Origin of the sequence: Streptomyces kunmingensis (assembly GCF_039533535.1) — a bacterium.
In the GTDB taxonomy this organism is placed as follows: Bacteria; Actinomycetota; Actinomycetes; order Streptomycetales; family Streptomycetaceae; genus Streptomyces; species Streptomyces kunmingensis.
Genome location: NZ_BAAATS010000016.1, coordinates 83,792 through 104,760 on the forward strand (window position 1 = coordinate 83,792; position 20,969 = coordinate 104,760).

Genomic DNA, 20,969 nt, shown 5'->3' on the forward strand with positions numbered 1-20,969 from the left:
GGCCCGGGCCTCACGAACGGGCGTCCTTTCGGCCGAATGACATGCGTGCGCCGCGCACACGCCCTCGTCACCGAGCCCGGCCGCCACGGGACGGCTGCGAACCAGGACCGTCCCTGTCCGGATCGGCTCCTAACCTTGTCCCTGGCGCCCTCGCCCGACCGCCCTGCCCGACCGCCCTCGCCCGACCGCCCTGCCCGACGGTCCGACGGAAGAGACCTCGCATGCCGTTCGCCGACGAACTCATCGGCCGAGAAGCCGTCCAGAGCCTCACCCGTGCCATCCGGGCCGCCGCCCCGGACGCCGACCTCGCGGAGCTGCGTGCGGCGCCCCGGCGGATCGACCCGTTGCCCCTGCGCGAGCGTGCCGACCTGCTCCGTGACGCGCTCCTGACGGACCTTCCGGGCGACTACGCCGCCCTGGCCCGGACCGTACGCATCGCCCGAGACGACACCCCGCATCTCACCGGATGGACGATCTGGCCGGTCACCAGCGCTGTCGCCACCCGTGCCGTGCGGGAGGGCGGGACGGCGGCCTTCGACGACGCGATGGCGCTCCTCGCGAGCCTCACGGGGCGTCTCACCGCGGAGTTCGCCCTGCGGACCTTGCTACGGCACGACCTGGACCGGGCCCTCGGCGTCATCGCCGGCGACTGGACCCGTTCCCCCGACCCGGACGTGCGCCGGCTCGCCTCCGAAGGCACTCGCCCCTACCTTCCCTGGGCGGTGCGGGTACCGGGCATCCAGGCTCGTCCCGGAGCGACCGTGCCGATCCTCGACGCCTTGTACCGGGACGAGAGCGAGTACGTGCGGCGCTCGGTCGCCAACCACCTCAACGACCTCAGCCGCGATCACCCCGATCTCGTCGTCGCCACCGCCCGCCGCTGGCTGGAGCGTCCCGCCGCCACCACCGAACGCCTCGTACGGCACGGGCTGCGCACGCTCATCAAGCGCGGCCACCGCGGCGCCCTGGAACTGCTCGGCTTCGCCCCCGCGGTCCTGGAGGTCGAAGGGCCCCTGCTGGACCGGGAGTCCGTCCCCATCGGCGGCAGCGTCCGCCTGACCGCCTCGATCCGCAACACGGGCGATCGTCCGGCGCGGCTCGCGATCGACTACATCGTGCATCACCGCAAGGCCGACGGCGGCCGGACCGGCAAGACCTTCAAACTCACCACGCGCACGCTCGCCCCCGGACGAGCGGTTCGAGGTGGTGCGGGAGCACTCGTTCCGGCTCATCACGACGCGCCGCTACTACCCCGGCCGGCACGCGATCTCCTTGCAGATCAACGGAGTCGAGTCCGAGCGGGCCGACTTCGACCTGCTGGCCGCGGATCCGGCCTGAGCAGTCGCGGTTCAGACATGGCGCGCGGTCGCGGTGGGGCGGGGCCGCGCCGGGCGGCTGCGCCGAGCCGCCGAGCGGGAGCGTACGGCGCCGCTGAGCCACACCGACGTCGTGGCCAGGAGACCGCCGAACACCGCCAGCAGAAGGAGCGACACCCACATCTGCCGGCTCCCTGGATACAGCCATCCCGTCCACGCGGCGGAGGCCGCCCACAGGAGGGTGCCTCCCGTGTAGAAGACGCGGATACGGCGCAGTCCGTGCACCGGCGACGAACGCCCGGGAAGCTCTGTGGTAGCTGTCATGCCGGGCCGTGTACCCGCAATTCGTCCGCTCATCGAAGTAATCGAAGCAACCGAAGCACCGAAGCACCGAAGCAATCGAAGCAATCGAAGCAACCGATGTCAGCCGCGGGAAGCAGGCAGCGTCCGGCCCAGGCGGGCTAGAGGGGACAGGGCCATCAGCGCTGGTGACAGCAGCATCCCCGCTGCTGTCACCAGGAGGCTGGTACGCGTCCCCCACTCCGCCGTGAGGAAGCCGCCGAGCAGCGAGCCGAGCGGGGTCAGGCCCATGCCGACGAAGTTGATCGTCGCGGCCGCGCGGCCCTGCATCCCGTCCGGAGTGACGGTCTGCCGGACGGCCATGACGGTGACGTTCACCAGCTGGCTGAAGGCCCCGAAGACGAAGTTGATCGTGAGGAGTGCGCAGACCGTCGCAACCGACGAGCCGCGCAGCGCCGGTACGAAGAGGAACACGCCGTCGCCGAGGGCCGCCGCGCAGACGAGCACGGCGCCGTGTCCGAAGCGGTGCGGCAGACGGGCGGCGAGCAGCGAGCCGAGGAGCGCGCCCGGACCCGTCGCCGCGAGTGCCAGCCCGACGACCGCACCCGACAGGTGCAGGTCCCGTGGCAGGAAGAGCAGATAGGCGGTCATCACAGCCGCGAAGAAGAACTGGAAGGCCGCCGACGCCAGGCACACCGTCCGGAGCAAGGAGTCGGCGGCGACGAAGCGCAGCCCTTCGTGGATCCGCCGCCAGACCCGCGGCGGGCGGTCCGACTGCTTCGGAACGGACTCCCGGCGGCCGATCCGGCGTATGGACAGGAACGACAGCGCGAAGAACACCGCGCCGCAGGCGGCGGCGACCGGCGCCGACAGCGCGGACACCAGCGCACCGCCGAGCGCGGGACCGCCGATCTGCGCGGCGGACCTGCTGCCCTCGAGCGCGCTGTTCCCCCGCACCAGCTGCTCGCGCGTCACCATCCGTACGAGAGACGTCTGGTAGGCCACGTCGAAGAAGACGGACAGTGCCCCGACGGCGAAGGCGACCACCAGCAGCGACGGCAGACCGAGCAGGCCGAGGAGGGCGGCGACGGCGGCGGCGCCCAGGGCCAGGGACCGTCCGGCGTCCGTCAGCACCATCACCGTACGGGTCCGCCACCTGTCCACCCACGCGCCCGCGAAGAGGGACAGCAGCAGGATCGGTGCCTGGCCCACCGCGCGCAGGACGCCCAGCTGACCGGCTCCGGCGTCGAGCGTCAGGACGGCGAACAGCGGCAGGACCACCAGAGTCGCGTGTTCCCCAAGCTGCGAGACGGTCTGACCGAGCCACAGCCGGCGGAAGTCGCCGTCCCGCCACAGACGTGACGAGGCAGCCAGACCGGAACCGGAGATCGCGGAGGAAGAGGAAGAGGAAGAGGAGGAGGAAGAGGACAGGACAAGGACCTCTCGAACGGCCGTGCTCCTCGTGAGCCACGCGCCGCGCGCACCCTGACTCCGGCCCGACAGCGGGCAAAAGCCGATTCCGAGGGCCGCCGCACCGCCGCGAGAGCACCGGGCGGCGTGTTTCCGTCATGATCCGCGCTGCGGAGAGGTTTGCTCTCCGTCGTCGTCGTGTGCTCGTGGCCCCGCCACCACGGGCACGCGAGTGCGGACGAATATTTGCAGTCGATTATTTCGCGCCGCCTGTGCGGAAGTGGGGTCGGGAGCGCGGTCATCTACGACTACTGTTGCCGCAGGCTCAACGCCGCATCCCCCCGTGTGTGGCGTTGAGCCGCTAAACGTTCGACCCCGCCGTACCCGCCGCGCACCGCTCGATGACCGACGCGACCTGATCGGCGGCGGGGGAGGTGCGGTGGACCCGGCGGGCCAGCAGCAGGTCGACGTACTCGGGCTCCGCCAGCGGTACGTAGGTCACCCCGTCGAGACTGAGACTGCGGACCGACCGCGGTACGAGCGCCACCCCGTGACCGGCCGCGACGAAGACGACCAGGGTGGCCGTTTCACCGACCTCGGTCAGCGAGACCGGCCGGAAGCCCGCCCGTTCGCACGCGGACAGCACGCGCGCGTACATGGAGGACCGGGACTGCGACGGGTGGACGACGAAGGGTTCTCCGGCCAGTTCCCGCAGCGAGACGCGAGGGCGGTCCGCCAGCGGATGGTGCGCCGGAAGCACGGCCACCAGAGGCTCCGACCGCAGAGGCGTGACGCGCAGGCCGTCCTCGGCGACCGCACCGCGGACGACCGCGAGATCGTACGTGCCGTGGAGCACGCCCTCGACGAGTTCCGGGGTGAGGAGTTCGCCGCGCAGGTCCATGGTGATCCCCGGCAGTTCCGCCCGCACCGTGCGCGAGACACGCGGCAGCACGTCGTAGGTCGCGGTGCCGATGAAGCCCACGGAGACCCGCCCCGCGTGCCCGGTGGCCAGCTCCCGCATGTGCACTCGCGCACGTTCCTCCTCGGCGACGAGGGCGCGCGCGTAGTCGGTGAGCCGATGGCCCGCCTCGGTCGGTTCGACGCGGCGCGTGGAGCGGTTGAAGAGCTGGATGCCGAGCTCCCGCTCCAGCTGCTTGATCTGCTGGGAGAGGGCGGGCTGCGCCACATGGAGACGGGCCGCCGCGCGGCCGAAATGGCACTCCTCGACGAGCGCGAGGAAGTACCGGAGCTGACGGAGTTCCATGGCGTCAGCCTACGAGTTTTCATGCGTGCTTCTTATCAATCTATGCCGACTAGGTCTTGGACGTGATAAACCTGCCGCTCCTAGGGTGAGCGGGTGACCGACAGTTACCTGTACGCAGCAGCACGAACGCCCTTCGGACGGTTCTCGGGCGCCCTCGCGGGCGTACGGCCCGACGACCTCGCGGCGCTGGCCGTCACCGGGGCGCTCGCCAAAACCCCCGGCCTGGACCCGGCGGAGATCGGCGATGTCGTCTGGGGGAACGCCAACGGGGCCGGTGAGGACAACCGGAACGTCGGCAGGATGGCCGTCCTGCTGGCGGGACTGCCGACCTCGGTGCCCGCAACGACCGTGAACCGGCTGTGCGGGTCCTCCCTGGACGCGGCCATCATGGCCTCCCGCGCCATCGAGACCGGCGACGCGTCGATCGTCCTCACCGGCGGGGTCGAGTCGATGACCCGCGCCCCGTGGGTGCTGCCCAAACCCGCGAAGGGCTTCCCCGCCGGAGACATGACGGCCGTGTCGACCACCCTCGGCTGGCGGCTGGTCAACGCGCGCATGCCCAAGGAGTGGACCGTCTCCCTGGGCGAGGCGAACGAACAGCTCGCCGACCGATTCAAGGTGTCCCGCGAACGCCAGGACGCCTTCGCCGCCCGCTCCCACAACCTCGCCGACGAAGCCTGGAACGCGGGTTTCTACGACGATCTGGTCATCCCCGTCACCGTCGACGCCAAGGGCGCCACGCTCGACCGGGACGAGGGGATCCGGCCCGGATCCACCGCCGAGAAGCTGGCCGGACTCAAGCCCGTCTTCCGGCCCGACGGCGTCATCACCGCCGGAAACGCCTCACCGCTGAGCGACGGCGCCTGCGCCGTGCTGCTGGGCTCGGGGGACGCCGCGCAGCGGATCGGCGCCGACCCTCTCGCCCGGATCGCCGGCCGCGGCCTGTCCGCCCTGGATCCGCAGCTGTTCGGATACGCGCCCGTCGAGGCGGCGGACAAGGCGCTGCGGAGGGCGGGCATCGACTGGTCCGACGTGGCGGCCGTGGAGCTGAACGAGGCGTTCGCCGTGCAGTCCCTCGCGTGCGTCGACGCCTGGGGAGTCGACCCGGACCTCGTCAACGCCAAGGGCGGCGCGATCGCCCTCGGGCATCCGCTGGGCGCGTCCGGCGGACGGCTGCTCGCCACCCTGGCCCACCGGCTCCGCGAGTCCGGCGAGCGGTGGGGCGTCGCCGCCATCTGCATCGGCGTCGGCCAGGCCCTCGCCGTGGTCCTGGAGAACGTCACAGGAGGCACCCGATGACCGCACACTCACCACAGACCACACGGACCACACAGCTCTGCTCCGACGCCGACGAGGCCGTGGCCGGGATCGCGGACGGCTCCACGGTGCTGGTCGGCGGCTTCGGCATGGCAGGCATGCCGGTCGACCTGATCGACGCGCTCATCCGCCAGGGCGCCGCGGACCTCACCGTCGTGTCCAACAACGCGGGCAACGGCGACACGGGGCTTGCCGCGCTGCTGGCCAAGGGACGGGTCCGCAAGGTCATCTGCTCCTTCCCGCGCCAGGCGGACTCGTGGGTGTTCGACGAGCTGTACCGCGCGGGCCGGATCGAACTGGAGGTGGTTCCGCAGGGCAACCTCGCGGAGCGCATGCGGGCGGCCGGGGCCGGTATCGGCGCCTTCTACTGCCCCACCGGCGTCGGCACGTTGCTCGCCGAGGGCAAGGAGACCCGCGAGATCGACGGCCGCACCTACGTCCTCGAGTACCCGATCAAGGGCGACGTGGCGCTGATCGGCGCGCACCGCGCCGACCGCATGGGCAACCTCGTCTACCGCAGGACCGCACGCAACTTCGGCCCGGTCATGGCCACCGCGGCGACCACCGTGATCGCCCAGGTGCGCGAGATCGTCGCGACCGGCGAGATCGATCCGGAGACCGTCGTGACCCCGAGCATCTTTGTCGACCGAGTGGTGCAGGAGGCGCGTCGCGCATGACCTCGACGAACGAACCGACCCGACGGAACGAACCGACCCGACCTAACGGACCGGGCGACGAGCAGGGCCCGCTGGGCAAGCACGAGATCGCCGCTCTGATCGCGCGCGACGTCCCCCGGGGCGCCTTCGTCAACCTGGGCATCGGGCAGCCGACGCTCGTCGCCGACCATCTGTCCGCCGACTCCGGGGTCGTGCTCCACACCGAGAACGGCATGCTCAACATGGGCCCCGCCGCGCAGGAGGGCCAGATCGACCCCGATCTCACCAACGCGGGCAAGGTCCCCGTCACGGAGCTGCCCGGAGCCGCGTACTTCCACCATGCGGACTCCTTCGCCATGATGCGCGGCGGCCACCTGGACCTCTGCGTCCTCGGCGCGTTCCAGGTCTCGGCCGGCGGTGACCTCGCCAACTGGCACACGGGCGCCCCCGACGCCATCCCCGCGGTCGGCGGGGCCATGGATCTGGCGATCGGGGCGAAGAAGGTCTTCGTGATGATGACCCTCTTCACCAAGGACGGCACACCGAAGCTGGTGCCCGAGTGCAGCTGTCCGCTCACCGGCCTCGGCTGCGTCGACCGTGTCTACACCGACCTCGCGGTCTTCGACATCACCCCGCGGGGGATCACCGTCACACGCACCTTCGGCATCACACCGGACGAGCTCTCGGCGCGTTTGGAGGTACCTCTGACCTTCGCCGGGGAGTGAGACGGCCCCGGGCCTCGGATGTTCGGTCCGGGGGCCCCGGGGTAAAGTCCAGGCATCGCAAGGGAGTGGGGGAGCGAGGTGAACGAACCGCAGGTGGGACATGGGACGACAGGAGCAGGCGCCACCCGTGCGGCCGCATTGGAGTTCGGCCCCATGACCGGCCGCTCCGGGCTGAAGGTGGCCGGAGAGATCTCTCTGCCCACGCACGCCCTCTGGGAGCGCGCCCTGGCACGCGTGGTCCAGCAGGACGGGCGCGCGTACCACCTGGAGCTGTCTGCGGTGACCTTCGTCGACCTGGCAGGGGCCACGGCTCTGGCGGTCGCCGCCCAGAACCTGGACGGCGGCCGACGCCTCGTTCTTGACCGCCCGCCGACCAGTCTGAGCCGTCTGCTCGAACTGTTCTGGCCCGATCTGCCCGGCATCGAGGTGGCCCCCGCATGAGGACCGTGTCCATAACCGAACCGTTCGACCACCCGGCGCTGTTCTATCGGGACGAGCAGGAGTACCTGGCCGGCACCGTGCCGTTCGTCCGGGACGCGCTGGACGCCGGTGACCCGGTGGCGGTGGCCGTACCCGGCCCCAACCTCGCCCTGATCCGGGACGAGCTGGGCGAGCGGGCCGCCGAGGTGCACCTTCTGGACATGACCCGGGCCGGCCGCAACCCCGGGCGCATCATTCCCCGCGTGCTGCGCGCCTTCGCCGACAGCCACCCGGGACGGCGGGCGCGCATCATCGGCGAACCCATCTGGGCCGGCCGCACCGAGGCCGAGTACCCCGCCTGCGTACAGCACGAGGCACTGATCAACCTGGCGTTCCAGGGCCGCGAAGCAACGATTCTCTGTCCGTACGACACGACGCGTCTGGACGCATCGGTGCTGGCCGACGCCTATGTCACGCATCCCACGGTCATCGAATCCGGCACACAGGCCGACAGCTCCGCCTACGCCCCGGAGGCGCTGGTCGCCCGCTACAACCAGCCCCTGAGCACCCCGCTCGGCGCGGTGTCGATGGTCTACACGGCGGGGACGCTGCCCGCCGTGCGGCAGCAGGCGACCCGGTGGGCGGCCGATCTGGGCCTGGGCGAGCACCGTCTGGACGACTTCGAGCTGGCCGTCGCCGAGCTGACGACGAACAGCGTGGTGCACGCGGGAGGCGAGGGGACGCTGCGGATCTGGGCCGAGGACCAGCACGTCATCTGCGAGGTCCACGACAGCGGTCTCCTCGACGACCCCCTCGCCGGCCGCCGCCTGCCGCCCCGGGAGCAGCGCGGTGGACGCGGGCTCCTGCTGGTGAACGTGGTGGCCGACCTCGTCCGTGTGCACAGCACCCCGGCGCTGGGGACGACCACGCACGTCTACTTCCACCGCTGACGGCGCCGTTCCGTAACGGGAAAGTCCGCGCGTCCGTGCGACGGCGCGAAAAGCCTTTTCGGTGGGTGGTACAGACAGGGGTGTCGGCAGTGTCCGCGGTGGGGAGGCGCCCAGTGGGCGGAGCCGCTCGGGCGGCACGCCGTCGGCTCCTCCGGACGTCGGCAGCCTCCCGCCTGCGGGTGTCCGGAGTCGAGGCGGGCCCGGTTGCGCCGCCGACGAACACAGCGTGGCTGGGCCTGCTCGGAGCCTGGTCGGAGCGCACCCCGGATCGGTCCGGCCGACCGCCGTCGCGATGCGGCCGACCGGACGCGCGACCCTCGGTGCTCCCGCTCAGCGATGGGCCATCGCCTGCTTGCCTCAAGCGACACCCCGCAGGTACCCCGAAGCTCCGGCCGTACGCGCGCCGGTGACTTCTCGGCTCTCAAGTGGTCGCCGCGTCGAAGGGCAGAAGTGCGCGCAGCCCAGCCCGGTCGAGTGCCTGCTGTACGCACGCGCTCGCCGCGATGAGCGCGAGGCTGCCGTGCGCGTGGTTCGCGGCGTGACGCATCCCGAGCAGGGTGTAGAGACTGCCGTTGTCGCAGCGTATGACGCCGGTGAGGTCGAGGAGCAGATGCCGCTTGCCCGCTTCGAGTTCGAGGACGATGGTGTCGCTGAGCTTGCCGACGTTGATGACGTCCAGCTCACCGCTGAGTACGAGGGTGAGACGGGACGGAGCGTCGGACGCGGTCTCTTTGATGACCAATCGGTCCATGGCCACATCGTGCCCACAATCGTCCGCGTCGCACCGGCTCTTCACTGATTGGGCACATGCCGGATCAATTACCTCTGCGGAACGCCGCTTCGGACGAAGGAATTCAGCGGTGTCCGCCTACCGCAACGGCGGATTCGGACCAGGTCTCTTTACGTAGGAGTTCGAGCAACGCCGTCTGTGCCGGACCCGCGTCGGGCCGGACCACGGCGATGACGGGCTGCGACACGACCGGGGACACGGGGCGGACGAGGTGCTCGTGACCGTTCGGCACCGCCGAGGCCGGGATGAGTGTGAGGCCCAGACCGTGCGCGGCCCAGCGCGCGGCCGTCGCGGTCTGGGAGACGCGGGCGGCCGTGACCGGTGCCGGGTCGTTGTCCCGCAGCACGGACAGCAGTACGCCGTCGAGCGCGCTGTCACGGTCGAACCGCACCCACGGCTGCCCCGCCAGATCGCTCAGCTCGACCCGGTCCGCGGCGAGCTGCGGGTGTCCGGCGCCCAGCATCACGACGAACTCCTCGTCACCGAGGCGGTGGGCGTCGGCCGGGGTCCGCTCGCAGGCCGCCATCAGGGCGAGATCCAGTACGCCGCGGCGGCAGAGCCGCTCCAGTTCGGCGGAGCTCGGCTCCTCGAAGACGGTGACCTCCAGCCGCGGGTAGCGGCGACGCAGCGCGCTCAGCGCGCGCGGCAACTGCCGCGCGCCGAAGCCCATCTGCGCCGCGACCACCAGCTCGCCCACGACGTCATCGGCACCGGCCCGCGCCGTCGCCCTGGCCCGTCGCGCCGCGTTCACCGCGACCTCGGCCTCCCGCAGGAACTCGCGGCCGACCGCGGTGGGTACCAGCCCGGTCGGCGTGCGGACGAACAGCTCCACGCCGAGATCCCGCTCCAGACCGCGGATCTGCTGGGACATCGACGGCTGTGCGACGTGCAGCAGCTCCGCGGCCGCGGTCACCGAGCCCGCCTCGGCCACGGCCAGGGCGTACTCGAACTGGCGAAGGCTCATCGGTGCCCGTCCCCTCCTCGCGGTGGTCCACGGCCCACCTTGTGATCGATGCTGTCGTCGACGCTGTGCAAGTAAGTAACCCGGTTCCGGCGGCGTGGATTCCCGCCGGCGACGTCACGGACCGGTGCGCACGCGCCGGTTCAGATCAGACGGAAGAGATCGGCGGCCGCGTGCACGTCGGTCAGGTCTTCGACGCAGCGCAAGTTGTCGCACAAGGCGTCCAGGACCGAGTCGGCCTCGGCGACGCGCGGGGCGCCGACGGCCACTCCGAAGACGCGGAAGCCGAGCTGCCGCTTGGTGTCCTTCCAGTCGCGCATCCATTCCTCGGTGACGCCGCAGTCGTCGTCGGTGATCATCACGATGTCGCCGCGTGCGCGGGCGGCGTCGTCGAACTCCTGCCTGAGCACGTCGGCAGCCGCGGAGAGCGGCCGCTGGTAGCTGGTGCCGCCACCGAGGAAGGTCTCCGCGAACTCCAGGACCCGGGGCATCCCGGCGGACTCTCCGGCCGGGAACCGGAACACCTGGAGCTTGTCGGCGGCGGAGAACAGGATGCCGACGAAGTCGCGCCCCGCGTCCCGGGCCTGGTCCAGAAGCGCCAGGGCGCACGCCTTGGCCCACGCTTCCCGGGTGACGCCGCCGGGCCCCTCCTCGTACATCGAGTGCGAGGTGTCGACGCAGGCGATGATCGCGCCCCGGCCGGTGGTCTGCTCGCCCCGGTTGTCGTAGAGCATCAGCTCTCCGGCCGCGTAGCGCGCGGCGAACACCGCGCGCAGTACGGGCAGGCCCAGGTTGGCCAGTTCGGAGGGGACGACGCGGGAGAGGTCGTCGCCGAGTGTGATGCCGATCAGTTCCCCGCCGGCGTTCTCCACCTTGTGGGCGCGCTCGCCGCAGGCCATCTGCCGGAAGCGGCCGATGAGGTCGGCCCAGCGCGCGAGACGGCTGGTGCGCAGCCGCTCGGCGAGCTGAAGGCGCTGAGCGAACGGCATCCGTTCCGTCTCGCCGGCCGTGATGCCCCAAATCCGCATCAGGGCGGCTTCCTGCCGTGCGACCCTGGCGGCTCGCGCCGCCGCGGCGTGGGCGTCGGCGCGCAGCCCTCGGGCCGCGGCCGTCATCGCCTGCGCGGCGGCCTCGGCGGCTCGGCCGGCCTGCCGGGAGTCGGACTCCGCTTCCTCTACGGACTCCGTGGGCTGCTGCGCCACGGCGTCCTGCTCCGCCTGTCCGGCCTGGTCCTGGGCCTCCTGAGCGCGCTGCAGTATGCGGCGCAGCGAGGGGGCCATGGCGAGTACGGCCATGGCGGCGGCATAGGGGTCACCGGCCGTCGTCCGGCGCAGTTCGGCGAAGTCGGGCGGCTCCATGAGCGAGCTGAGCACGTGGTGGTCGACCAGCCGGGACGGGTCCATCTCCGCGCGGTCACGCAACCGCGGCCGGGCCTGGTAGGCGGCCAGGAACGCGTCCGTCAGCAGATCGGTGGCGCCGTCGTGGCGCAGGCTCAGTTCCGCGGTCAGCTCGCGCAGGCCGGCCGACTGCTCGTAGGTGTCGCGCCAGGTCATGAGGTCGAACCGGTCCGCCACCACGGTCGCGGTGTGCCGCTGCACTGTGGCGGTGGCCTTCATGGTTGTGGTGGCCGTCGGGCCGGGGCTGCTGGGTGTCTCGCTCATGGCGTCGCCTCCGGCGTGTCAGAGGTGGGCCTGCACCATGCTCGTGTCCACGCCGAGCGCCTCGGTGAGCACACGGGCGCGGACGGCGCGCTGGCGGCCGGTGACGCGGTCGATGGTGACGGTGGAACGGCCGCCGCCGGCGGCTTCCGCGCGCAGCTGCTCCAGCCGTCTGCCCGCCATGGCGAGCTTGTTGTGCGCGTTCTTGATGACCCAGTCGCTCAACGCCTCACGCGACTGCCCGGCCATGGCGTCGAGTTGTGTCTCCAACTCGTCGAGGGTGTCCGCCAGATCGAGGGTCTCCCTGGCATCGGGATTGATGAGATGCAGCACCTCCCGCTCGACCGTGGGGCGTTCGGCGGGCGAGTTCCACAGCACGTGTGTCAGCACCGACAGGTCGGTCTCGGCGACCGCCGGGCGGCCGTCGAGGTACGCGGACGCCTGAAGGAGGCCCACCGCCTGCCGCCAACGCCGGTCGGAGGCGACAAGTTCCTTGCGGCGCAGGGCGACGCGTAGCGCACACACCGCGTCCACGATCGCGTCGGGGACGTCCACGGCCGGGACGGCTTCGGCCACGGCCCGCTGCAGTGCGGCCAGTTCGACGGTGGTCCGGGCGGGGGCCTGCGGGCGCGTGACGGCGGAGCGGACCAACGCGGCGAAGTTCGAGGGATCCTCCAGGTATCCGACCTCGATCCGTACCAGCAGCCGGTCGTAGATCGCGGCCGTCTCCTCGCCGCTGGGCAGCTCGTTGCTCGCCGTGACGGCCCCGATGAGGGGGCAGCGGATCGGCTCGCCGCCGCTCTCGGGGTGGTAGATGCGCTCGTTGAGGTAGCCCAGGGTCTCGTTCAGGGCCGCCGTGGAGCATTTGAAGATCTCGTCGATGAACGCGATGTGCGCGGTCGTGGCGCGGCCGTCGTAGACCTGGCGGTACTCGCCGCGGGCCAGAGCGGCGACGTCGACGGGGCCGAACATCCGCGTCGGCGCGGTGAACTTCGACAGCAGGATCTCCCAGTACGACGCCCCCTCGATCCTGCTCGTGAGCTCCCTGGCCAGCTCCGACTTGGCCGTTCCGGGCGGGCCGAGGACCAGCGAGTGCTGTCCGGCCAGCAGCGCCACCACCAAGGTCCGCACGACGTCGTCCCGTTCGTAGAAGCGGTCCGACAACTCGCCGACGACGGCACGCAGTCGTGTGGGAGTGTCGTGGGCGTCATGGACGTCATGGACGTTCTGAGCGTTCCCGGTGTTCTGGTTGCCCTGCGTGTTCATAGGTGTTCCTCCCCCGCCAGATGTTCTCAGGGAGCGAGGCCGCCCGGGCTCTCGGGGCCGGAACCGGCAGACCGCCGTACCGGGTCGGGTCGTACCCGCCCGGTACGAACGGGCTCAGTGCCGGGCGTTCTTCGGCACCGTGATCTGCTTCTCGCCCCAGCCCATCCGGGTTGTGGCCGTGTAGTTCACCGTCGTGCCGGCGTCCAGACCAGCCTTCCGGGCCATGGCCGAGGGCTCGACCAACACGAGCTGCTCGCAGAGGAGTTCACCGGTGGAGGCGTCGACGACCAGGCGTTGCCGCACGCTGCCCAGCGGTGTCGGGTCCGTGCCGGGGAAGGTGAAACCGGCGCCTTCGCGTCCCAGCGGATCGGTGACGCGCCCCAGCCCCCGGACGCCGGGCAGCTCCGCCATCACCCGGTAGGCGGCAGCCCGGACGGCGGGCTTCACCGGCATCGTGACCAGGTCGGCCGCCTGACGCAGCACGTACGCCGCGCGGCCCGCGCCGGTGTCCGCGCCACTGTCGTCCGCGTACAGGCGCTCCAGCTTCCGACGCAACTCGGTGACGTCGGCGGGGAGTTCGAGCAGATCCTGGTAAGTGATGTTCTGCGGGCCGAGGGCGTAGACCTTGTCGTCGGCGTCCGTCCGCATGACCATCGGCCGCCGGGTCCCCATCGTGTACCCGAGCCTGCCGCCTCCGTCGTTGCCCGGGACCTCGGCCTGCATCGTGGCGGGCGAGCCGGCGGACCGCCAGCGGTTCTCGTCCGCGCGGGTGCGCGGTTCCGTCGTCGCGTCCAGACCGGAGACCATCAGACTCCTGGTCCCCGGGCGGACACCGACCGACCACTCCTCGGTCGACGTGGTGCGCACGGCGAAGGGCTGCCCCTGGCCTCCCGCCGCCTTGACGACCTCCACGTTCTGCGAACGCGACGTGGTCTGCCAGTACGTCCCCTCGGCAGCCGGGGTCTCCGCCTTCCGCGCCACGCCGAGCAGTTCGAGGCGGCCGTCGACGCTGACGTCCGTGGCGCCGTTCGACGTCGACGAACCCGGGTCCGCGGCAGCGGAGGTGGAGTGCGTGGGACCGCCCGCGCGCCCGCCCGCAGGGTCCCCGTCGAGCGTGCTCACGACCACGGCGGAGGCCGCGACGGCGGCGAGGGCCGCGGCGGCTCCCAGCGGCCGCAGCCGCCTCGACGTCCTCAAGCGTGCCGCGCGGTCGTCCGTCGCTCCGGTCGCCAGGATGCGTGCCAGGTCCTCGCGCTGCCGTGGGGTGTCCGTCAGCCTGGCGGGGTCCAGTTCGTCGGGCCGGGCGCCCGCGAGCACCTTCATGACGTCGGCCGGCCGGGCGTCGGCCCGCCCGGACCGTTCGTGGGTGTTCTTCATGTGAGTGCTCCTCTGTGATCGGGGCGAGCCGCTTGCGGGGCAGGTGCCGTGTCCGCTGTCTCTGCCTTCTCTGCCGGGTACGTCGACTCGAGGGCCTTCTCCAGTCGGCGGCGGGCCCGGTGCAGCCGGACGGTCAACGTCGCGATGGTGCAGCCCAGGACCCGTGCGGCCTCCTTGGCGCTCAGCCCGTGCCAGGCGATGAGCGTCAACAGCTCCCGGTCGGCCTCGGACAGGCTCGCCAGCGCCTGTAGCGCGGCTTCCCGATCCGTCACGTCCGCCGCTACGTCGCCGACGTCGGCCCGGGCGCCGCTGCTGATGCGCTGTGCCTCCGCGGCGGCGAGGGCGTACTGGTGGCTGTCCCGGCGACGCAGTTCGCGCACCAGGTTGCGGGCCACCCCCAGCAGCCAGGGCAGCGCGGGCTGCGGGATGTCCCGTACCCGCCGCCAGGCCACGGTGAAGGTCTCGCTGGTGAGGTCCTCTCCTACCTGCCGTCCCACCAGGCTTGTGGTGTAGGCGAGGACGCGGGGATAGCACTCCTCGTAGATGTCCAGGAAACGTTGGGCATGTGTCATGCGCCGTCCCTCGAATCGGCTCTCATACCAAGCAATGCGCAGGGCGGCCTGCTTCTTACAGGGGGAGCCGAAATATCTGCGACGCGATCCTGGCCGGCGGCAGCGCTGTGCGGCGGTACGGAACCCTCTGGTTCCCGCTACCGCATGTGGCTGGAGCAGGTCGGTTGAGTTCGGCCCGGGACTCCGCGTGGTGCGTGCGGGGTGACGGGCCGAGGGTCAGACGGCCATGCCGTAGACGATGGTGAAGAGCGTGCCGAGCGAGCCGATGATGAAGACGCCGGTCAGGCCCGCGATGATGAGGCCCTTGCCCTGTTCCGCGCTGAAGGTGTCGCGCAGCGCCGTGGCGCCGACACGCTGCTTGGCGGCGCCCCAGATCGCGATGGCCAGGCAGAGCAGGATCGCGACGGCCATCACCACCTGGATCATGGTTTTCGCCTCGGTGCCCAGCGCCCCGAAGGGGCCCCAGTCGGGGGCGATCCCACCGATGAGCGTGTTGATGTCGCCCTTCTCGGCTGCGACCAACATCTGCGTGTCCTCCCTCGGTTGACCCTGCGGTGTACCCACCGTAGCCGGGGCCCAAGTGGTTCGCGTTCACGAGCGCGACGACAGGGTGATGACATACGGTGACAGAACGGTGACAAAATGGGGACAAGGGAGGCCACAACCTACCCCCGGGGCTCCTGGTCTCAACAGGAGCAGGGCGAACGGCACTTGACCGATCCGGACGCACCGCACGACATGGATGCATGACCACATCTGCATGACCACATCTCTGGGGGAACAAAAATGAAGCTCGTTCGTCACGCCGCCGCCGTAGCCGTCGTCGTCACCGGCGGAGCCCTCGCCCTCGCGGCACCCGCCTCCGCGTCGGCACCCACCGCCGCGCCCACGGCGGCCAGGACGGCCCCGGCCGCGGCAACCGCGGAGGTTCCCGTCGCCACGTACAACGGCGCCTGCGGAAGCGGCCACAAGGTGATCGACTCCGCCAACATGGAGAACCTCGGCACCACCTTCCTCACCTACAACAAGACGACCGGCGAGAACTGCGTGGTCACCGTACGCACCAAGCCCGGCGCCGCGGTGGACATGTTCGCCCGGCTCAGCTCCGAGACGGGCGGCACGACGACCGACCGCGGCCGGTTCACCACGTACGCGGGACCCGTCTACCTCGAGGCCCGCGGCGAATGTGTCACCTGGGAGGGCGGCATCACCACCTACTCCACGAAGGGAACCGGCCACTGCGGCTCGTTCGCGGCCGGGCGCCAGGCCGGCTGACGCCACCTGGCATCGCCGCGCACGACACGACAGAGAGCCGCACACTTCGGTGTGCGGCTCCTTCGGTGTGCGGCTCCTCAGGTCTGCGGCCCCACAACGGCGTGCCCGACTCTTCCGGTCTTCCGGCCGATCGGCAGGCCGAGTTCGCCAGATCGCTGGCATCACGGCGTACTGGCCGATATACAAGCAAGATCGGGCTTCAGGGGAGGGGCATCATGAGGAGACGGACGCGATCGGACGTGGCCGGACCGAAGAGACGTACCGCCATGGCGACCGCCGCGCTGAGCAGTTGTGTGCTGGTCGTCGCAGCCACGGGGACGGCCTCCGCCGCGGCGGGGGAGCGGCACGGAACACCCCGCTCGAACTACGTGGCGCTGGGCGACTCCTACACCTCCGGGCCGCTGATCCCCTCCCAGGTCGACGCGGAATGCGGTCGGTCCGATCACAACTACCCGTCGCTCACCGCGCGCGAGCGCGCCGTCACGTCGTTCACGGACGTCAGCTGCGGCGGCGCGACGACCGTCGAGATGTGGCAGGCGCAGGGGACCAACGGGCCCCAGCTGGACGCGGTGCGACGCGACACCGACCTGGTGACCCTGCAGATCGGCGGCAACGACATCGGCTTCGGCTCGATCATCAGCACATGTGCCGGGCTCGGCCCGAACGACCCGTCCGGCAACCCGTGTCAGCAGCACTACAGGGCAGCCGGCTACGACCGGTTGACCCTGAAGATCATCCAGACCGCGCCCAAGGTGGCCCGCGTGCTGAGGGCGGTGCACGCCAAGGCGCCCCGCGCGCGCGTGGTCGTCGTCGGTTACCCCGCCCTCCTCCCCGACGACGGCACCGGCTGCTTCCCGTCGGTCCCGTTCGCCGCGAAGGACTTCCCGTACCTGCGGGACACGGAGAAACGCCTCAACGTCATGCTGCGCGCGGTGGCACACCTGAACCGGGCCGAGTACGTGGACACGTACGGGCCGACGGTCGGGCACGACATGTGCAAGGCACCCGCCGAGCGCTGGATCGAGCCGCTGCGGCCCACCTCGCCGGCCGCTCCCGCGCACCCCAACGCCAAGGGCCAGGAAGCCATGGCCGGGGCGCTGGCGAAGACGCTGAACAGGCGCCCCGGCCACCACTGACGCCGGCCACCACTGATGCCATCAACCGCTGACGCCGTTACCGGCCCGCCGCGCCCCGGCCCGCGAGCTTCCGCAGCACAGCGTTGCGCCCACGGGACGGTACGGTCCACAACTCGTGGCCCCGCAGCCGCCATTGGGCGAGCAGTGCGTTGGCCGCGAGCATGCCGCTGGTCGCGGCCCGCTCCATCAGCGCCACCGGCAGTCCGGTACGCACCAGATCACCGGCGACCATGAGGGACGGGTTGGAGGTGCGGACGGTGGGGCGGTCCGCGTAGCCGTCCACGGGGAACAGCGGGCAGTCCGCGCGCCATTCGTGCCGCGCGTCGACGACGCGCGCCGCGCGGGTCTCGGGGTAGACGCGATGGAGTTGCCCGATGAGACGCTGCTGCGCCGTCTCCCGGTCGGTGGTGTCGCCGAGGGCGTAGGCGTGGAGTTCGACGACCGAACCCCCCGTGCGGCGCGACCAGTTGTGCGCCTCGTGCTCCCACCGCTCCAGCACGCTGACGTTGTCGAGGTTGTCGTAGCCGCTGGTCCCGAGGAATCCCGCCCGGTCGGCGGCGACCGGGCGGTCGAGCCACAGACGGGAGACGAGGAAGGCGGGCGCGGTCCGCAGCCGCGCGATGCGGGCGTACCAGTCCTCGTCGGCCAGGCCGGGGCTGCTGCGGCTCAACTGTTGCAGGCCGCCGGTGTCGAGGGCGAGGACGCATGTGTCATAACGGTGGGTGTGTGCCCCGGTGTCGAGGTCGAAGCCGCCGTCCGGGGCCGGGGAGATCCGGTCGACCGGCGCGGACAGGTGGAGGTCGACACCCAGATTCTCCAGGTAGTCGCGCAGGGGGTCCCACAGAGCGGCCGGAAAAGGGTCGTTGGGCACGTCGAACAGAAGCCCCTCGGCCGACCCCAGGAAGTAGATGTGGAACATCAGCGCCATCTCGGCCGCCGACAGCCGCCGCGGGTCGGCGAAGAAGCTGCGGGAGAACACCTCGAAGGCGAGATGATGTGCGGCCTCGGGGAAACGGATCGAGGCCAGGAGATCGTGCGCACTGACCGAGTCCAGCCGGTCGTAGACCTCGGGAACCCGCACGTCCATGAGCGGGAGAGCCGCCCGGGCGTTCATGCCGGGCAGGTCGCGGACCGTGAAGCTGGGACTGGTCAGGGCGAAACCCATGGCGCTCCACGGCGGGGTCCGCGGCACGCGCCGGAAACTGTCCCGCATCCCGTCGGCGTGCCACAGCGGGTAGTCGGGCAGCGGCGTCAGCCGTTCCAGGTGCGGATCGGTGCGGCGCAGCAGCGCCCGCAGGTTGTAGTACTGGCGGAAGAAGGCGTGGAAGCCGCGGCTCATCGTGGCCGGCGAACCGTCGGCGAGCCGGGTGCTCCAGCCCGCCAGCCGCCCACCGAGGGTGGCCTCGCGTTCGAAGAGGGCGACGCGCACCCCGCGTTCGGCCAGCGCGACGGCGGCCGCGAGACCGGCGATGCCCCCGCCGACCACGGCCGTGGAGGGCGGCGTGCCGGTGACCCTGGACGCTCCGGGCGAGGCCGGCACACACACCGCCTGGCGGTCCAGGGCCCCCGGCGGAAGACGGTGTCCGCGCGTCATCGGCGAGGCCTCTCGTCGCCCGCCCGGCCGACGAAGGTGTGCGTGATACCGGTCTGCCAGCCGGGCAGCGGCAGGACACGTACCTGCGTGAACCCCGCGTCGGCCAGCCGCTCGGCGAAGCGGTCGGCGGTGTCGAACTCGATGACGCTGCGCCACAGATGCTGGTACAGCGCGCCGTCCCCCAGCGCGGTGGTGAGCGGCAGCAGTCCGGCGCAGACCGCCGACCACACGGCGCGGTGGCGGTGCTTGCCGCTGAGCGTGTAGTCGTGCACCGCCAGCCTGCCGCCGGGTGCGAGCACCTCTCGTACGGCGGACAGCACCTGGTCCGGATCGGACGTGTTGCGGAACAGGTAGGCGGCGAAGACCGCGTCGAAGGGACCGGTGACGTCCGCCTCGGCCAGGCACTCCGCCGGTGTGTGGACGAAGGTGACGCCGTCCGGCCAGTCCTTGGCGGCGGCCCGCTCCAGCATCCCGGCCGACGCGTCCACGGCGGTGATCTGCGCTTCGGGCAGCGCGGACAGGAGAGCGGCGGTCGACGCGCCCGTGCCGCAGCCCAGATCCAGTACGCGCAGGCCCCGCCCGCGGTCGGGAAGGCCGAGACGGCGGGCCGAACGCCGCAGGTGCGCGTGGTAGCCGGGGTTGGCCAGGACCAGAGCGTCATAGCTGCGCGCGGCATGGTCGAACGCACGGGCCAGAGGGGCGTCGCGCATGGTGGGCATGGTTCTCCTTGGCGGGACCCGGGTGGTCAGGGCGTGGGGGAGGGGCGCAGGGGGCGGGAGGGGAGCGACGCCGCACTGTGCAGCAGGGGCAGGATCGGGCTGTGCAGCCCGATGGACAGGTCCTCGAACAGCGTGGTCGCGCCGTCGAGGAAGCGCAGCAGCCGTTCGGCCGGGACGCGTGAGAACAGCCGCGTGAAGAAGGCCGCCCCGTCGAGCCGGCCGCTCGCCAGGGCGTGCAGCATGACCGCGTCCATCGCGTGGGACCGGTGGGAGTGGGGCGGTGGCGGCAGGGGGCGGCGCCCTGCGAGGAGGGCGGCGGCGATGGAGGTCGTCTGGCGCTGGATGGCGGCGAAGGTGTAGCCCGTCGACGGGCGGGTGGCGCCGCCGGCCGCGCCGATCCGGAAGACGGAGCCGCCGCTCTGGCGCGCGAAGCGGGCGTCCGTCATGGGGATGACGCCCTCCTCACGCGCCTCGACGTGGAAGTCACGGATGCCGAGCACGTCCCCCAAATAGGTGTCCAGGGCCTGGTCGTAGCGGTCCGACGGCAGCACGGACGCCGAGAACTGCGTGTACTCGACCAGCGCGGTGTGGGGGCTCGTGGGGAGTACGTAGCTGAAGGCGAGCCCGCGCTCCGGTTGCGGGGTGCGGAAGTCCATCAGCTCGACGGAGCCGGTGTCGAAGACAGGCCGCGGTGTGCGCACGAACCAGCCGCGGAAGTGCTGAAGCAGCGTGGTGCGGGCGCGGGGGAGGCTGCCCAGCGGCCGTGAGTCGAACACCCAGCGGGCCGGCAGGCTCTCCTGCCGGCCGTCGGGCGTACGCACCAGCACGTCGGCGCCGTCCGCGGTCCCTTCGACCGCCTCGACGGTCGCCTCCGTACGGGTCGGTCCCCGGCGGCCCGCCAGCCGTCGCGCGATCACCGCTTCGAAGTCGGTGGAGCGGATCATCTTGTACCGCAGCGCGCCCGTGCTCGCGTCCACCAGCTGCCCGTCGGTGCCGCGCACCCGCATACGGTTCCAGGTGGCGGTGACGGCCTCGTCGTAACGGCCGGCTCCGTCCTCCCAGAAGCACCAGGTGCGCGGCGGCGGCCGCAGCGGGCCGGGTGGCGCCTCGATCAGGCGCACGGAGAGCGAGGACGGACCTGTGGCGCACAGCCGCTCCGCCAGCGACAGGCCGGCGGCACCCGCGCCGATGATCACCACCTCTGACCGCACACGCACCTCCGGTGTGTAGACCGTTTGCTCCCGGAGACCCTTCCGCTCCACG

Annotated in this window: 20 protein-coding genes; 8 read left to right on the top strand and 12 right to left on the bottom strand. The window is 71.5% G+C overall.

The window, feature by feature from the left end:
- Nucleotides 1–221: 221 nt before the first annotated feature.
- A complete protein-coding gene (locus ABD366_RS18865) occupies nt 222–1,781 on the top strand; it encodes a DNA alkylation repair protein (protein WP_324767753.1) in 1,560 nt (519 codons plus the stop codon).
- Here the strand turns inward: ABD366_RS18865 and ABD366_RS18870 are convergent.
- Nucleotides 1,740–3,005, bottom strand: coding sequence for an MFS transporter (locus ABD366_RS18870; RefSeq protein WP_411293664.1), 1,266 nt, complete (start codon nt 3,003–3,005; stop codon nt 1,740–1,742). The two genes, ABD366_RS18865 and ABD366_RS18870, sit on opposite strands and share 42 nt — an antisense overlap.
- Nucleotides 3,006–3,387: 382 nt before the next feature.
- Complete coding sequence (locus tag ABD366_RS18875; protein WP_324767752.1) at nt 3,388–4,290, bottom strand: LysR family transcriptional regulator; 903 nt, start codon at nt 4,288–4,290, stop codon at nt 3,388–3,390.
- 93 nt (nt 4,291–4,383) lie between these two features.
- On the opposite strand from ABD366_RS18875, the gene ABD366_RS18880 reads away from it, so the two are divergent.
- The 5 genes from ABD366_RS18880 to ABD366_RS18900 all read left to right on the top strand — a co-directional run bounded on the left by ABD366_RS18880 (nt 4,384) and on the right by ABD366_RS18900 (nt 8,358).
- Nucleotides 4,384–5,589 carry a thiolase family protein gene (locus ABD366_RS18880; protein WP_324767751.1) on the top strand — a complete coding sequence of 402 codons (1,206 nt, stop codon included), beginning with the start codon at nt 4,384–4,386 and terminating at the stop codon, nt 5,587–5,589.
- Nucleotides 5,586–6,284: a 3-oxoacid CoA-transferase subunit A gene (locus ABD366_RS18885; protein WP_324767750.1), complete on the top strand. Its 699-nt coding sequence runs from the start codon at nt 5,586–5,588 to the stop codon at nt 6,282–6,284. The genes ABD366_RS18880 and ABD366_RS18885 overlap by 4 nt, the downstream gene beginning before the upstream one ends.
- Nucleotides 6,281–6,988, top strand: coding sequence for a 3-oxoacid CoA-transferase subunit B (locus ABD366_RS18890; RefSeq protein WP_324767748.1), 708 nt, complete (start codon nt 6,281–6,283; stop codon nt 6,986–6,988). The genes ABD366_RS18885 and ABD366_RS18890 overlap by 4 nt, the downstream gene beginning before the upstream one ends.
- A gap of 153 nt (nt 6,989–7,141) precedes the next feature.
- The gene (locus tag ABD366_RS18895) at nt 7,142–7,429 is read left to right on the top strand and encodes an STAS domain-containing protein (protein WP_324767747.1); all 288 of its coding nucleotides are present in this window, start codon (nt 7,142–7,144) and stop codon (nt 7,427–7,429) included.
- Nucleotides 7,426–8,358: a sensor histidine kinase gene (locus ABD366_RS18900; protein ID WP_324767746.1), complete on the top strand. Its 933-nt coding sequence runs from the start codon at nt 7,426–7,428 to the stop codon at nt 8,356–8,358. The genes ABD366_RS18895 and ABD366_RS18900 overlap by 4 nt, the downstream gene beginning before the upstream one ends.
- Nucleotides 8,359–8,779: 421 nt before the next feature.
- Here the strand turns inward: ABD366_RS18900 and ABD366_RS18905 are convergent, their stop codons facing one another.
- From ABD366_RS18905 to ABD366_RS18935, 7 genes are all read right to left on the bottom strand, one after another.
- Entirely contained in the window at nt 8,780–9,109 is a 330-nt protein-coding gene (locus ABD366_RS18905) for an STAS domain-containing protein (RefSeq protein WP_324767745.1), read from the bottom strand.
- Between the two features lie 103 nt (nt 9,110–9,212).
- Nucleotides 9,213–10,112 carry a LysR family transcriptional regulator gene (locus ABD366_RS18910; RefSeq protein WP_324767744.1) on the bottom strand — a complete coding sequence of 300 codons (900 nt, stop codon included), beginning with the start codon at nt 10,110–10,112 and terminating at the stop codon, nt 9,213–9,215.
- A gap of 140 nt (nt 10,113–10,252) precedes the next feature.
- On the bottom strand, nt 10,253–11,770 hold the full coding sequence (locus ABD366_RS18915; protein WP_411293659.1) for a VWA domain-containing protein: 1,518 nt from the start codon (nt 11,768–11,770) through the stop codon (nt 10,253–10,255).
- 18 nt (nt 11,771–11,788) lie between these two features.
- Nucleotides 11,789–13,033, bottom strand: a complete 1,245-nt coding sequence (locus ABD366_RS18920; RefSeq protein WP_324767743.1) for an AAA family ATPase — start codon at nt 13,031–13,033, stop codon at nt 11,789–11,791.
- A gap of 114 nt (nt 13,034–13,147) precedes the next feature.
- Nucleotides 13,148–14,410 carry a CU044_5270 family protein gene (locus tag ABD366_RS18925; RefSeq protein ID WP_324767742.1) on the bottom strand — a complete coding sequence of 421 codons (1,263 nt, stop codon included), beginning with the start codon at nt 14,408–14,410 and terminating at the stop codon, nt 13,148–13,150.
- A complete protein-coding gene (locus ABD366_RS18930) occupies nt 14,407–14,982 on the bottom strand; it encodes an RNA polymerase sigma factor (RefSeq protein ID WP_324767741.1) in 576 nt (191 codons plus the stop codon). The genes ABD366_RS18925 and ABD366_RS18930 overlap by 4 nt, the downstream gene beginning before the upstream one ends.
- A 216-nt stretch (nt 14,983–15,198) precedes the next feature.
- Nucleotides 15,199–15,507, bottom strand: a complete 309-nt coding sequence (locus tag ABD366_RS18935) for a hypothetical protein (protein ID WP_324767740.1) — start codon at nt 15,505–15,507, stop codon at nt 15,199–15,201.
- A 261-nt stretch (nt 15,508–15,768) separates the two neighbouring features.
- Here ABD366_RS18935 and ABD366_RS18940 point away from each other — a divergent pair, with 261 nt between their 5' ends.
- Both ABD366_RS18940 and ABD366_RS18945 read left to right on the top strand, forming a co-directional pair.
- Complete coding sequence (locus ABD366_RS18940; RefSeq protein ID WP_324767738.1) at nt 15,769–16,257, top strand: spore-associated protein A; 489 nt, start codon at nt 15,769–15,771, stop codon at nt 16,255–16,257.
- Nucleotides 16,258–16,523: 266 nt separating this feature from the next.
- Nucleotides 16,524–17,393 (top strand): SGNH/GDSL hydrolase family protein, encoded by an 870-nt coding sequence (locus ABD366_RS18945; RefSeq protein WP_324767736.1) that lies wholly within the window; start codon nt 16,524–16,526, stop codon nt 17,391–17,393.
- Nucleotides 17,394–17,430: 37 nt separating this feature from the next.
- On the opposite strand, the gene ABD366_RS18950 is transcribed toward ABD366_RS18945, so the two are convergent.
- Genes ABD366_RS18950 through ABD366_RS18960 form a run of 3 tightly spaced genes read right to left on the bottom strand, consistent with a single transcriptional unit; the run spans nt 17,431 to nt 20,923 of the window.
- On the bottom strand, nt 17,431–18,987 hold the full coding sequence (locus ABD366_RS18950; protein WP_324767735.1) for an FAD-dependent oxidoreductase: 1,557 nt from the start codon (nt 18,985–18,987) through the stop codon (nt 17,431–17,433).
- Nucleotides 18,984–19,706: a class I SAM-dependent methyltransferase gene (locus ABD366_RS18955; protein ID WP_324767734.1), complete on the bottom strand. Its 723-nt coding sequence runs from the start codon at nt 19,704–19,706 to the stop codon at nt 18,984–18,986. The genes ABD366_RS18950 and ABD366_RS18955 overlap by 4 nt, the downstream gene beginning before the upstream one ends.
- A gap of 26 nt (nt 19,707–19,732) precedes the next feature.
- On the bottom strand, nt 19,733–20,923 hold the full coding sequence (locus ABD366_RS18960) for a lycopene cyclase family protein (protein ID WP_324767733.1): 1,191 nt from the start codon (nt 20,921–20,923) through the stop codon (nt 19,733–19,735).
- Nucleotides 20,924–20,969: the final 46 nt, after the last annotated feature.

Bases quoted from the DNA above. Each gene is read 5' to 3' on its own strand.
- ABD366_RS18905 (WP_324767745.1), bottom strand. From the start codon at position 9,109: ATGGACCGATTGGTCATCAAAGAGACCGCGTCCGACGCTCCGTCCCGT.
- ABD366_RS18940 (WP_324767738.1), top strand. From the start codon at position 15,769: ATGAAGCTCGTTCGTCACGCCGCCGCCGTAGCCGTCGTCGTCACCGGC.
- ABD366_RS18865 (WP_324767753.1), top strand. From the start codon at position 222: ATGCCGTTCGCCGACGAACTCATCGGCCGAGAAGCCGTCCAGAGCCTC.
- ABD366_RS18890 (WP_324767748.1), top strand. From the start codon at position 6,281: ATGACCTCGACGAACGAACCGACCCGACGGAACGAACCGACCCGACCT.
- ABD366_RS18920 (WP_324767743.1), bottom strand. From the start codon at position 13,033: ATGAACACGCAGGGCAACCAGAACACCGGGAACGCTCAGAACGTCCAT.
- ABD366_RS18915 (WP_411293659.1), bottom strand. From the start codon at position 11,770: ATGAGCGAGACACCCAGCAGCCCCGGCCCGACGGCCACCACAACCATG.
- ABD366_RS18875 (WP_324767752.1), bottom strand. From the start codon at position 4,290: ATGGAACTCCGTCAGCTCCGGTACTTCCTCGCGCTCGTCGAGGAGTGC.
- ABD366_RS18900 (WP_324767746.1), top strand. From the start codon at position 7,426: ATGAGGACCGTGTCCATAACCGAACCGTTCGACCACCCGGCGCTGTTC.
- ABD366_RS18895 (WP_324767747.1), top strand. From the start codon at position 7,142: ATGACCGGCCGCTCCGGGCTGAAGGTGGCCGGAGAGATCTCTCTGCCC.
- ABD366_RS18945 (WP_324767736.1), top strand. From the start codon at position 16,524: ATGGCGACCGCCGCGCTGAGCAGTTGTGTGCTGGTCGTCGCAGCCACG.
- ABD366_RS18950 (WP_324767735.1), bottom strand. From the start codon at position 18,987: ATGACGCGCGGACACCGTCTTCCGCCGGGGGCCCTGGACCGCCAGGCG.
- ABD366_RS18935 (WP_324767740.1), bottom strand. From the start codon at position 15,507: ATGTTGGTCGCAGCCGAGAAGGGCGACATCAACACGCTCATCGGTGGG.
- ABD366_RS18910 (WP_324767744.1), bottom strand. From the start codon at position 10,112: ATGAGCCTTCGCCAGTTCGAGTACGCCCTGGCCGTGGCCGAGGCGGGC.
- ABD366_RS18955 (WP_324767734.1), bottom strand. From the start codon at position 19,706: ATGCCCACCATGCGCGACGCCCCTCTGGCCCGTGCGTTCGACCATGCC.
- ABD366_RS18930 (WP_324767741.1), bottom strand. From the start codon at position 14,982: ATGACACATGCCCAACGTTTCCTGGACATCTACGAGGAGTGCTATCCC.
- ABD366_RS18885 (WP_324767750.1), top strand. From the start codon at position 5,586: ATGACCGCACACTCACCACAGACCACACGGACCACACAGCTCTGCTCC.
- ABD366_RS18925 (WP_324767742.1), bottom strand. From the start codon at position 14,410: ATGAAGAACACCCACGAACGGTCCGGGCGGGCCGACGCCCGGCCGGCC.